A 12,534-nucleotide genomic window follows, 5' to 3' on the forward strand; every position below is an offset into this window, starting at 1 on the left:
AAAACAAGTAAATTTCATAGTAACTGTATCATTAAAAAATGGTGAGAGTCAATATTCTAAACAATTTAATTCAAACTTATAAAGGAACGTTTAGTCCAAAAATCTCTTTTGGGATTGTCTCATTTGTGAGATACTGATAAGCGTGACTGAAAACGGAGGGAACAAGATGATTTATATAAAAGAAGCCATTTTACACATTTTTGATTTGAACAGTAACGAACCTATCTTCTCTTTTGCTGGCTTAGATCTTACGGAGAAATTCACGTTTGACTATCTTCACGCTATGATTGAGAAAGTAGAAGACTCAGACAATATGAAAACTGGGGTATTAACCGAAAGCAATCCTTTAAACCAAACTTTTTCTTCTATCCAAGAAGACTTTATTGAGACAACCAAAATATTGACCGAAAAATTCTTTTCTATTACAAAACTCAATCCAGAAATACCACCAGCCGACTTATTATTTGTTTATTTTACGTTAGACGAAGTGCCCCAGTTAGGGCTTTTCAAATTAAACTATTCTGATAGTATCACGCACTATGTCTCGTACGAAGAAGACACGTTGACGAATCAGTTGATTATCAATCGTTCCATCTTACCAAGTGCACGCCAAGCGATACATGAGGGAATGGTGTTAAATTTGAACACTATGGAGTATCATGTAATTGAGAAAAAGCACCTAATTGATGAATTAGCAGAAAAAATTTATTATTTCACCGAATTATTTTTAGAAGATAAGCCCCAACCAAGTCTCAAAGAGAATATTTCAATTATCAAAAAAGCTGTTCAAAAAACAAGCAAAGCATTTGATGATGAAGAATTTCAAGTACTGGCTGATACGAAAGATGCACTTGTTCACAGTATGACGGAAGAAAATGTTATTGATAATCAAATGATCGCTGAAACTCTTTATGGAGATAACCATGCAAAAAAAGAGAAGTTTTTTGAAGAAATCAAAGATTTAGGTTACGTGGATCGTGCTCCTGCTGAAGTAGCTGTTGCCGGACCAAAATATTCTAAACAAAAATTTCGTTTAGATAATGGAATTGAGATCAGCATTCCTATAGAACTTTACAGAGACCCAGACGTTGTGGAGTTTATCAATAATCCAGATGGAACCACTTCTGTTATGATCAAAAACATTGAAAAAATTAAAAACTTGTTTTAATTAAAAAAAGAGATTTCTCTAAATGAGAAATCTCTTTTTTGGTGGAGTATAAATCTATTTGACTATTTTTTGTTCTGTATTTTTTGAATGCAATTTTTTCACCAAAAATGAAGTAAGCAAACTTGTTACTACAACTCCTGTTAAGAGCTGCGCAGTAGCACTTTTCACATAGGATGCTAACTCTGGATGAGTCTGAGACAACAACATTGGAGCAGACACCGAAACACCCGCAATGGAGATCATGGAAAGTCCGGAAATACCATCTTATTTCAACAACTTTTCATCTGTGAAGTAAATTGGAGAAGTATAGATGTAATAAATAATAACGAATACAAGATCCAATATTATTGATTTAATCGCTTCCACTAAATCAATCCCTTGACTAATGTTCCATCCCAAATTATTGTACTTTTATCCAAAATTCAATCTTGGAAATCTGAAATAGAGCTATTTTTAGATTTAAAGGTCCCTTAGACCCAACTTGCTAATGTATAGTATAATGATAGAAAGAAGCAGTTTATTAAATAAATTTATTCAGAACACTCTACTAAAAATTCCAATGTAAGGAAGGTCGTCAAGATGAAAATGAATCAGGAAGAGACAATCAATGCTCTCTACAATCTAATACTAAATCCTGGAACTCGTGATTGGGAACGATCAGCATTATCGACGACCAAAAATGCCCTAGAGAACGGTGTGAATGTTAACGATCAACTTTCAAAGCTTGAGGCTGAATTACGTCCGCTCGCATTAAGAAATAACTTAACCGCCGACGTGACTGATTTTTATAACAGCCTCACGGGCAATACTACTGCCACCGGACAATTTGATTTTACGAAACACTCCCTTGATAATCCGAATCATCAGGATTCTGTGGTATTTGCTGGCGGCTGTTTCTGGTGTATGGTAGAGCCCTTCGAGACTCGTGATGGAATCATTTCTGTTTTATCTGGGTACACTGGTGGGCATATGGACCATCCAACATATGACCAAGTAAGTGGCCAGTATACAGATCATGTAGAAGCGGTGGAGATTATTTTTGATACGAGAATCATTCAATACACCGATTTGGTAGAGCTTTATTGGCAGCTGACAGATCCTACAGATGCGTTTGGTCAATTTCAAGATCGAGGCAGTCAATACCGTCCGATTATTTTTGTTAAAAATGAGCATCAACGTCAGATTGCTGAAAAATCCAAACAGCAATTAGCAGAATCTGGTAAGTACAAACGTCCGATTGTTACCTCTATTGAGCCTGCAAGTGTATTTTGGCCGGCTGAAAATTACCACCAACAATTTTATAAAAAGAATCCTACGCGATACAACAGAATCGAACGGTCACGCCAACAATTTTTGAGTTTCCAACGTTTACAAGGTAAAATTCGGACTGAATTCAGTCGCTTTAAAAGAAAAAGTTAATTCGTTGATCTAGAAAAGAAAGCTGCAAAATTAGGTCACGTAGTTCTCTCGCTTTCTGAAGTGGTAGTAGATATTGAAAAAGTAAAAATTTTATTTAAGAAATCTTCCTTTGTATGAGCTTTTCAATGCTTCGTACAAAGGAAGATTTTTCGTTTATGGCACCGATTATTTAGCCAGTATCAGTTGAGTCAGTTGGATTTACTTCTTCTAAATTCTCATATATCGGTACAGTCCGACTGTTTTTATGTATGATTCAATTTCTTCAGGTGAAGACTCGACAACAGATTGAGGATTTGGATAACGTTCGAATAACCGGTCTTTCACTTTAGCGACTGACACATCTGTTGCCCGAGCACTTAATATAACGACCATCAACAATTGAAATGGATTTTGGTAACGCATCGTTGGGGTAGCATCAGGATAAAGTTTCATAATTTCATAGATAACGTGTTGTGCGGCTTCTTTTGTCAGCATATGTTTTCCTACTTTATTCCTTTTTTTTAATATACCCTATATTCACTAGCACTAAAATCAAGTTTAGTAGTATCTTAATTTCTATGAAGCCAGAGCTATAAGAATAACTTTACATATTCCTGCCAGTCTGGCTTTTTAATCGTTAAACTAACGGTTTACTAGTTCTTTAGCACTGCTGACTGAGGTATAATAAATAAAAGAATTGTTCCTCAAAAATCTGCGTAAATTAGGGTTCTCGAGATCAAACTGAATGACTAAAAAGTCATTTATATTTTCACTGAATTGATTTTGTTTAAAAATTCACAAAAATAGTTTAACATAAAGAGAAACCTTTATATTTTTATAAGAGAAAGAGGAAATTACTGTGTTGGAAACCATTTTAAGTTTATACATTACCTTAATGTCAGTCATTTTTGCAGGTGTTGCTAATATGGTATTTTGTAAATACCCTACCTATCAACGTTTAAACATCCCCATGGATGCAGGGAGGATATTATCAGACGGTAAGCGATTATTTGGTCAAAACAAAACTTGGAAAGGTTTTATTGGTATGATTCTTTTTGGCGGGCTATCTCAGATCGTCTGGGGACTCATTCTAAAAACTAGCCCCTCTCTTGAATCGCTGAACCTCTTCTATGACGTCTATGCAAATTCTATCCTAAACAATCTTTGGATTGGGGTTTTATTAGGGTTAGCTTATGTCATTTTTGAATTGCCCAATAGTTTTATGAAACGACGGCTAGAGATCAAACCTGGTAAACCAGCAAACAATCATTGGAAGTGGTTCTTTATTTTTATTGACCAAGCAGATTCATTGTTGGGTTGTGCTCTAGTTGTCGCGGTTCTGGTTCCAATAAGTTTAGCTCATTTTTTCGGATTTATCCTTTTGGGAGCCGGTACTCATATCGTAGTCAATCAATTATTGTATTGGTTTAAATTAAGAAAAAATCCATTCTAATTATGTTAGATGTACAAGGAGGTGCATAGACAATTTATTGGACTTTAATAGAAACTGCAAAAACAAATCCGCGGTATGGCGGTAAAATAAACGCGTTGATTAATTTGTCTCAGTTAGACCTTCAGGTACCTAAAGGCTATTTCATTTCAGAAGATAAACTCACTTCACTATGGACTGAAGCAATCCCAGAATTAGTAGGATTAGAAGCAACGAATCAACCTAGCCTACCAACCTATGAAACGATTGTTCAACGTCTAGACCAACTGAGTTTCCCAGCGGAATTACATAAAGAAATAAGTGATCTGATATCTCCTAATAAAACCTATATTGTGCGAAGCAGCGGCTTGATGGAAGACCAAGCATCTACTTCTTTTGCTGGACAATACGACACGATTGCAAACTGCACGACGAATGATAACATTATTGCTGCATTAAAACAGTGTATCGCCTCTCTTTTTAAGCCCGCTAGTTTAAATTATTGGCAGACACAACAATTGGATATTCAAAATCTAAAAATGTCTGTCATTATTCAAGAACAAATTTCAGCAGTTTCCAGTGGTGTTGCGTTTACTCTCAATCCTTTGACAAATAACGATCGCCTATTAACCCTTGAAGTAGTGGAAGGTGCCGGTGAACAGCTCGTTAGTGGGTTGGTTACTCCTGAACACTTGACGATCGACTGGTTTTCAACGATTGGACTAACGGATGGCTCGAAAATTTTATCTTCAGATCAGTTGAATCAGCTTCGAAAACAGTTACTTTTGATTGCGACCTTTTATGGCTATCCTATCGATGTAGAATTTTGTTTCAGCAAAGATTCTTTATTTTTCTTACAAGCTCGGCCAATCACAACGATTCGCCGAAAAATCGATGAAGGCAATTGGACAACAACGAATTTTCGTGATGGCGGTGTCTCTGCACAGCCTTGTCCAGGGTTGATGTGGAGTTTATACCGCGAATCTTGGCAGACTACGTTAGAAAAATTCTTGATTCAAAATAAGTTATACGATTCAACAAACATCAACCAGCTTTCTATCAATCATTTTGCAAGACCCTATTGGAATATTGGCATTGTAAAAGAAGCCATGTCACGGATACCTGGCTATATTGAACGCGAATTTGACGACGAGCTTGGCGTTTACAAAAATTATCAAGGAGATGGATATAAAAGCAAACTATCAGTCAAGACGCTCAGCCATTTGATAACTGTAGCGATCAAGATCAATAAAACAACTCAGCAACAACAGCAAACGGCAGCAAAACAACACAAACAACTATTAGAAACGTATCAATCAATCGATAAAAAAATCCAATCGCTCTCTTCCGCAACAGATCAGCAAGATATTGAAGAATTATGGGAAACCATCATTAACGATGCTTATTTACAAAGTGAACAGACTTATTTCTGGCAAGTCTATGTCAATACGGTACAGCTTTCCATGAAAAAAACAGCTTTATTGAAAAAATTGCCCTTAGATACCTTTTTTCAGCTTATCTCAAAACTAGGCACAGTTTCACATATCCAACCGCTACAGGATCTGTATGAGATTGTTGAGATCATCGTTACAAATGACACATTTAAGCAGGAATGGATGATGAACAGTCCTGTAGACATCAATACGCTGCTAACCAAACAGCCCCATCGTTTAGATGCGCTACGGATTGAAGCTTTTCAAGAAACCTTTGGCTATCATTCAAATCGTGAATTGAATTTATTGGTGCCAAGTTATAGCGAAAACCAACTGCTAGTTGTTGATCTATTAAAAGACTACGTGGATCATCCAGAGAAACTCACGACCGCTCAACGCTCATTCTCACAAACGCTGACAGATGAGCAAATGGAAAAACTGATTGAACCTTATGTCACTAAATGGCAACGTACCAAAGTAATGAAGGATATCAAAATGCTACGTGAATTATTGTGGTGGCGTGAAGAATTTAAAGATGTATCCACTCGTTTTTATCACTTGGTTCGTCAAATCACTTTGAAATTAGGTGCAAGGTATTCCCAACTAGGATATATTGATCAAACAGAAGACCTATTCTATCTTGAGAAAGAAACGTTACACTCTTTTATGACTAATCAGTTATCTCAAGAAAGTCTTCAAAAATCCGTACAAGACAATCGTATATATTGTCAGGCTTATCGCCATTTTGTTCCTCCAGGAGATTTAATGGAGACAAGTGCTTCCCCAGAGATCGAAAATCTTTTGGTCGATAAACAATTCTATTTAGCTGGAATCGGTGCTAACGATGGAATTGTTTCTGGAAAAGTAAGAATCTTACTAGATCCTAAAGATATCCATCAGTTGCAAGCTGGCGAAATTTTGGTGACTCGTTTTACAGATACAGGTTGGAGCCACGCTTTTGGTTCCATTAAGGGTCTGATTACAGAAACTGGCGGTATTTTATGCCATGCCTCAATTGTTGCCAGAGAATTTGGGATTCCAACGATCGTCTGTGCAACAAATGCTACTGAAAACTTAAAAACAGGAATGACCGTTACAATGAATGGAACAACGGGTGACATTACAATTCATAAAGGTGGATGCTAAAAATGTTTATTGGAGAATATGGAAAGTTTGTCTATTTAACTTATTTTGGGACAGCCCTGTCGTTAGTAGCGATGCATTTCATCATTCAAGGTGAGATGATCTGGGCGATGAGTTGCTTTATTGTGAGCGGGCTCTGTGATTTATTTGATGGCATGGTTGCGCGTTCCTTTGACAGAACAAAAGCGCAAGAACAATTTGGTGTGGAGATTGATACCCTTTGCGATATGATCAGTTTTGCGGCATTGCCCGCAGTTTTATTGATCGCACAAGGCCGGTTTCCTTTAATGAACATTTTTTTAGCTATTATTTATATCATCACTGCTGTTACAAGACTGGCTTATTTCAATCGTGAAACGAAGGGAAATTCAGCAGAAAGAGCTACTTATTTCCGAGGAGTTCCGGTTACCTATGGTGCACTTGTTTTTCCGGTCGGTTATTTGGTAAGTGAATGGTTTTCAAGTGGCAGTTTTCAATACATTCTTCTTCTGCTTGCTCCTATGATGGCTTTTCTATTTATCTGGGACATTAAGATTCCCAAACCTAATCGAGTAATGTACCTCTTCTTCCTAGGACTAGCGTTTGTAACGTTGTTCGGATTATGGAGATTGTAGTATGGTAAAAGTCTATCAGCGTGAAACGAAATCGATTATTGAACCTAAGGAATATCAAGCAGCATGGCTAAAACGATTGTATCAAACAAAGTGGGGAAACGTGTTGCTTTCCACGGTTACTTCTCCATTATTTTCAATCATATGGACAGCTATTGATCATACACGGCTTTCTAAAAACAAGATCGCTTCGTTTGTCAAAGAGTATGACATCACATTGAGCAATTACGAATCCGAAGACTACAACTCTTTTGCAGCATTCTTTATCCGCAAATTAAAAGCGGAAAACCTTCAAGTAAGTCCGTCTAATCGCGTTTGCGCTGTTGCGCAAGCGAAACTATTAGTCGTCCCCATTCAAAGTAATCAGACTTTTATCATCAAAGGGCAGAAATATCGTTTAGAAGATATTCTTCAAGACCGTTCTTCAGCTGATTATTACGAAGACGGAACCTTATTTATTTATCGCTTAGCGGCCGATGATTATCATCGTTATTTAGCTAGCGAAACGGGGACGGTTATTCATCGGCGTAAAATCCGCGGAAAACTGCATACGGTCAGAGAAATCGCGCAAAAACAGTTTCAACTCTTTAAAGAAAATAAACGAGCGTATTGCCTAATCGAAACAAAGAAATTGGGGACGATCATGCAGATGGAAGTTGGAGCACTTTTGGTCGGCAAGATTTATAATCAACCATTCGATAATTATCAGCGAGGAAAAGAAAAAGGTTGGTTTAGTTTGGGAGGTTCAACCATACTAGTAGCTTATCCAAAAGACACTGTAACTGTTGATCCAGATATTCGCCATTATTCTAGTTTAACTATAGAAACACAAGTCACTATAGGGGAAGGAATTGGTCTGAAAACATGTTAACCAGATTATTAACTTATTATAAAGAGATGTACCCACTGATTCCTAGATTCCTATTAGCCATCCTCTATTTTTTTGAAATCTATTTTATTTTACTTCTCAACGTAGGAAAAATGGATTTTTCAATAGGCTTACAAGAATGGATCGGAGTTTGGACGATATTTACTTTTTTGATGGCGCTTAGGATTGCAGATGATTTTAAAGACTACGAACATGATCAGCGCCTATTTCCAGATCGGGCATTGCCTTCTGGAAGAGTTAAGAAACGTGATTTAGCTAGTGCTTTAGCTGTCATGGTCACAATTACCGTTGTGCTGAACGTCTTCTTTATGAATAATGTATGGTGGTTTTTCTTTTTATTCACCTATGGCACATTGATGTCGCTTTGGTTTTTCAGTAAAGTCAAAATTCAAAAATCATTGCCTTTAGCCCTTGTTACCCATAATCCTGTTATGATGATCATGAATTTCTACATTATCACGTTCGTTTGTTATAAATACCAACTGCCACTGCTGTCGTTACCTACTGTTCTGCTGGCCTTTACGATGTATTTCCCAAGCTTGATATGGGAAATCAGCCGTAAAATAAGAGCTCACAAAGACGAAACCGAATATGTGACTTATTCTAAGTTGTTCACTTATCAAAAAGCCACACGTTTTGTTCAAGTGCTGACGATCATTGATATTTTAACGAATTTTATTCTCTTATGGAATATTTCAAAGATTGGTGTCGTTGTCTTATTGGCGAATGTCATCTGGATGACGATTCAATTTCAACAATTCATTCATGATCCGACACGTTTCAGTATCAAAGACAGAGTGGAACGTTATACCTATATTACAGAAACAACGATGGTTCTTTCGGTTGCCGCACATCTATTTATACAGGGGGTTGTCCGATGAAACAACTCACTCACTTAAGTCGTCATTCAGTAGGTTCAAAAGCGTATAATTTACATTTAATGAAAAAGCAAGGTCTCGTTGTTCCTCCTTTTTCAGTTTTTTCGTTTGATCTATTTGATCAAACGGATGTACACATCTTCTTGAAGGAACAACAAACAGCCTATCAACTAGGAAATGATACCTTGAATGAATTGAGTCAACGATTGCAGCAGAAGTTTAAGGCGGAATTTTTGCAGGAAGATCTTTCAGCTATCCATGAATTTAGCAGAAACGCATCTGACAACCACACCTACTCTGTACGTTCTTCAGCAAACGTTGAAGATGAGGACTCTGCCTCATTCGCGGGACAATTCTCTACGCGTTTGTTTGTTAAAGCGAACGATTTAGTTGAAGCTGTAGAAGAAACTCTTCTATCGTTGTACCAGCCCTCTGCATTGAGTTACTACTTTGAAAATAGCATCTCGTTAGAAGCTGTTAAATTACACATCATTCTTCAAGATATGATTGCGGGAGATGTATCTGGGGTCTATTTTACTGCGAATCCTCAAGGGTTGTTGAACGAACACCTAATTGTTGTCGGCCTTGGCGTTGGCAGCGGTATTGTGGAAGATAAAGTAGATACAACGATGGTTACGATCCATTCGGATGATCAATTGTCTTACTTTGAAACATCTGGTGCGTCTCCAATCTTAACTGAGAAACAACAAGTAGATTTAGAATCCATGGCGAAAAAAGTCACAGACATCTTTGGTCCGCGAATGGATATCGAATTTACATTTTTAGATGATCAACTATATGTTTTACAAGCAAGACCCATCACAAAAATCCCTACAGAACCCGTCATTATTTTAGATAACAGTAATATTGTGGAGAGTTATCCCGGAACAACGACTCCTTTGACATTCAGTTTCATTCAAGAAGCTTATGGGAGTATTTTTAGAGGTTTGGCCAAACGTATGTTGAAAAACGATACACAGACACTTCAATCATTTGAGCCCACTTTTCAAAATATGATTGCTCAAGTCAATAGCCGGGTCTATTATCAAATCACTAATTGGTACAGATTGTTGCAGCTGCTGCCCTTTTCTAAACAGATCATTCCTATTTGGCAAGATATGTTAGGTGTTCAAGCCACCGATATCTCTGCAACTACAGTGAAAATCAGCCGACCAATGCGCCTGAAAATCATGGGACGCATCATCAAAAGTTTCATCCAGGTACCTCGTTCAATGAAACAACTTGATTCGGATTTTGAAGCGATCTCTGAACGATTCGATCAAACTTATACGCGAGAGTCTTCATTTGAAGAACTTCATCAATTATTTGAGCAACTCAAAGGACAAGTATTAGAACAATGGGATGTCACTTTGATCAATGATCTTTATGCATTTATTTACACAGGATTGTTAAAAAAGATCTGTTCGCCTGAAGAAGTCCAAGAGGAAATTGCCGGAATCGAACAAATTGAAAGTATGAAACCAGTTTTTGAACTGAATAAAATTATTTTCACCATTCAAGAAAATAAAAATAGGGACTATCGAAAGAAAATCGACAGTCTTTCTTTGGAACGTGCAGCTAATTTTATTGACGAAGATATAGATCCTATCACACAAGATATGCGACATTTCATTCATCAATTTGGAGATCGAGCTCCAGAAGAATTAAAATTGGAGACAGCTACCTTTCGTAGCCAACCTTCTTCATTCATTCAATTGATTCAGCAGCAGTTGGAATTGCCACCACCTGCTCTACGCACTACCTCTAACGCAACTCTAGCATGTAAGTCACGGAATCCATTGGTGAATGGCTTGAAGAAACGCGCTATGACAGGCATCAAATACAGAGAAAGTTCTCGATTGAATCGCACACGAATTTATGGAATGATGCGCCTCATTTTTATTACCATGGGCGAACAGTTGGTAAAAGAAAACCGTCTTGAACAATCAGAAGATGTATTCTATTTAACAATGCCTGAATTGTTCGATTTGGCTAGCTATAAGAACCTGTCAAATATGCAGTCGGAGATAGAAAAACGAAAGCATAAACGGTCTGTCGATCAGCAATTGCCTGCATTCAGCAGATTGATTTTTGCTGGAAGTATTTTTGAAAAGTACCCACAAACGATTGATCATCAGAAGATTGCCTCAACCAACCAAAAGGACTTCCAAGGAATTGGTTGTTCAAAAGGTGTGGTTCGAGGACAAGTTCTAGTTGTCGAAGATATTCAAGCCGTTAACTTTCATCAATCCCATGCTAAAATTATCGTCACAAAAATGACGGATCCGGGTTGGGTGTATTTACTGACTCAATCAAAAGGAATCATTGCGGAAAAAGGTTCGCTTTTATCCCACACAGCAATCATCTCTCGTGAGTTAGGTATTCCTTCTGTCGTCAATGTCAAACAAGCCACACAACAACTGAAAACTGGAGAATGGATTGAAATAAACGGCCAGACAGGTTTGATCAAACGTTTGGAGGATGAAAATGACTATTCCTAATACATTAAAAATCACTCCAGTGGTTTCAGGTGAACAATCAGAAGCAGATTTTTTATATTTCCCACAACAGATCTACAAAAAAGAGGAATGGATGCAGTCGGTCTCAGAGGAACAAGCACAGATCAGCGGACAACATCCATTGAGTTCAACTTATACGTTCCAAGCATTCAATGGTTACCAAGATGGCCAAATGGTGATTCGTGGGGCTCTGATCAAACCGCACCACTTGGAAGACTACTACTTTGGGTATTTTGAAGCGGTAGATGATGCAACTGTTATGATTCAGTTTATCCAAAAACTGAGTGACAAAGTACGAAACGAAAATGGCCAGCGCATCGTTGGTCCTGTTCAAGGAAGTTTTTGGCTAGGCTATCGAATGAAAGTTAAAGGATTTGAACGAACGCCATTTACGAGTGAACCGCACAATCCAGCTTATTACCCAAAGCTATGGCAAGAGGCAGGTTTTAAAGAGATCGAGCACTACACATCAAATTTTTATCGCACGATTCCGCCTCAATATGAATCAAAAAAATTAGCCAAACGTTACCAATCCTTTGTGGAAAAAGGCTACCGATTTGTTTCTCCTAAACCAGAAGATTGGCCAACCGTTTCTCTTGAAGTCTTTGAACTTTTAAGAGTACTCTACAAAGACTTTCCATTGTATCAAGAGGTTACAGCTGAACAGTTTAGTCAAATTTTTGCCGATTTAAAACAAGTAATCGATTTTTCTATGGTGAAGTTGGCCTACAAAGATCAGCAGCTTGTTGGCTTTCTGATTACCTTGCCGGATTACGGCAATTTGATTTATCGAAAAATGACTGTGCTAAATCTAGCGAAAATTTTATATACTCGATGGCGTGCTAAACGCTATATCATTCTATATTTAGGCGTAGACTCTAAGCATTTGGGTTTAGGATTAGCCATGTCCTACCCAGTTTTCAAACAAATAAAACAGCGCAAATCAGAAGTAGTGGCTGCCTTGATTCATGAAAATACAGTAACAAATCGCTATGTGCCAGAGATGCAAAAAGATTCTCATGATTACAGCTTATGGATGTTAAAATTGGACTAACCAAAGCTTGGC

11 protein-coding genes are annotated in these 12,534 nt (G+C 37.5%); 9 read left to right on the top strand and 2 right to left on the bottom strand.

From position 1 onward, the window contains the following. Positions 1-166: 166 nt before the first annotated feature. On the top strand, positions 167-1,168 hold the full coding sequence (locus ACKI3H_RS08155; RefSeq protein WP_407371780.1) for a nucleoid-associated protein: 1,002 nt from the start codon (positions 167-169) through the stop codon (positions 1,166-1,168). A 54-nt stretch (positions 1,169-1,222) separates the two neighbouring features. Here ACKI3H_RS08155 and ACKI3H_RS08160 read toward each other — a convergent pair whose 3' ends face one another. Then, entirely contained in the window at positions 1,223-1,426 is a 204-nt protein-coding gene (locus ACKI3H_RS08160) for a 2-keto-3-deoxygluconate permease (RefSeq protein ID WP_407371956.1), read from the bottom strand. Positions 1,427-1,747: 321 nt separating this feature from the next. Here ACKI3H_RS08160 and msrA point away from each other — a divergent pair, with 321 nt between their 5' ends. Beyond that, positions 1,748-2,587: a peptide-methionine (S)-S-oxide reductase MsrA gene (gene msrA / locus ACKI3H_RS08165; RefSeq protein ID WP_407371781.1), complete on the top strand. Its 840-nt coding sequence runs from the start codon at positions 1,748-1,750 to the stop codon at positions 2,585-2,587. Between the two features lie 207 nt (positions 2,588-2,794). On the opposite strand, the gene nth is transcribed toward msrA, so the two are convergent. Continuing rightward, the gene (gene nth / locus ACKI3H_RS08170) at positions 2,795-3,061 is read right to left on the bottom strand and encodes an endonuclease III domain-containing protein (RefSeq protein WP_407371782.1); all 267 of its coding nucleotides are present in this window, start codon (positions 3,059-3,061) and stop codon (positions 2,795-2,797) included. 367 nt (positions 3,062-3,428) lie between these two features. On the opposite strand from nth, the gene ACKI3H_RS08175 reads away from it, so the two are divergent. The 7 genes from ACKI3H_RS08175 to ACKI3H_RS08205 all read left to right on the top strand — a co-directional run bounded on the left by ACKI3H_RS08175 (position 3,429) and on the right by ACKI3H_RS08205 (position 12,522). After that, positions 3,429-4,019, top strand: a complete 591-nt coding sequence (locus ACKI3H_RS08175; RefSeq protein ID WP_407371957.1) for a CDP-archaeol synthase — start codon at positions 3,429-3,431, stop codon at positions 4,017-4,019. Positions 4,020-4,105: 86 nt separating this feature from the next. Next, the gene (locus tag ACKI3H_RS08180; RefSeq protein WP_407371958.1) at positions 4,106-6,574 is read left to right on the top strand and encodes a PEP/pyruvate-binding domain-containing protein; all 2,469 of its coding nucleotides are present in this window, start codon (positions 4,106-4,108) and stop codon (positions 6,572-6,574) included. Positions 6,575-6,576: 2 nt separating this feature from the next. Beyond that, positions 6,577-7,185: a CDP-alcohol phosphatidyltransferase family protein gene (locus tag ACKI3H_RS08185; RefSeq protein ID WP_407371783.1), complete on the top strand. Its 609-nt coding sequence runs from the start codon at positions 6,577-6,579 to the stop codon at positions 7,183-7,185. 1 nt (position 7,186) lies between these two features. Next, complete coding sequence (locus tag ACKI3H_RS08190) at positions 7,187-8,053, top strand: phosphatidylserine decarboxylase (RefSeq protein ID WP_407371784.1); 867 nt, start codon at positions 7,187-7,189, stop codon at positions 8,051-8,053. Then, positions 8,047-8,952 (top strand): prenyltransferase, encoded by a 906-nt coding sequence (locus ACKI3H_RS08195; protein ID WP_407371785.1) that lies wholly within the window; start codon positions 8,047-8,049, stop codon positions 8,950-8,952. Before ACKI3H_RS08190 ends, ACKI3H_RS08195 begins: the two co-directional genes overlap by 7 nt. Beyond that, entirely contained in the window at positions 8,949-11,450 is a 2,502-nt protein-coding gene (locus ACKI3H_RS08200) for a phosphoenolpyruvate synthase (protein WP_407371786.1), read from the top strand. The genes ACKI3H_RS08195 and ACKI3H_RS08200 overlap by 4 nt, the downstream gene beginning before the upstream one ends. Beyond that, positions 11,437-12,522, top strand: a complete 1,086-nt coding sequence (locus tag ACKI3H_RS08205) for a hypothetical protein (RefSeq protein ID WP_407371787.1) — start codon at positions 11,437-11,439, stop codon at positions 12,520-12,522. The genes ACKI3H_RS08200 and ACKI3H_RS08205 overlap by 14 nt, the downstream gene beginning before the upstream one ends. The last annotated feature ends 12 nt before the right edge of the window (positions 12,523-12,534 follow it).

This window comes from Carnobacterium sp., from assembly GCF_045617425.1.
Classification (GTDB): domain Bacteria; phylum Bacillota; class Bacilli; order Lactobacillales; family Carnobacteriaceae; genus Carnobacterium_B.

Coding starts and splice junctions, on each gene's coding strand:
- ACKI3H_RS08155 (WP_407371780.1), top strand. CDS start 167: ATGATTTATATAAAAGAAGCCATTTTACACATTTTTGATTTGAACAGT.
- msrA (WP_407371781.1), top strand. CDS start 1,748: ATGAAAATGAATCAGGAAGAGACAATCAATGCTCTCTACAATCTAATA.
- nth (WP_407371782.1), bottom strand. CDS start 3,061: ATGCTGACAAAAGAAGCCGCACAACACGTTATCTATGAAATTATGAAA.
- ACKI3H_RS08185 (WP_407371783.1), top strand. CDS start 6,577: ATGTTTATTGGAGAATATGGAAAGTTTGTCTATTTAACTTATTTTGGG.
- ACKI3H_RS08190 (WP_407371784.1), top strand. CDS start 7,187: ATGGTAAAAGTCTATCAGCGTGAAACGAAATCGATTATTGAACCTAAG.
- ACKI3H_RS08195 (WP_407371785.1), top strand. CDS start 8,047: ATGTTAACCAGATTATTAACTTATTATAAAGAGATGTACCCACTGATT.
- ACKI3H_RS08200 (WP_407371786.1), top strand. CDS start 8,949: ATGAAACAACTCACTCACTTAAGTCGTCATTCAGTAGGTTCAAAAGCG.
- ACKI3H_RS08205 (WP_407371787.1), top strand. CDS start 11,437: ATGACTATTCCTAATACATTAAAAATCACTCCAGTGGTTTCAGGTGAA.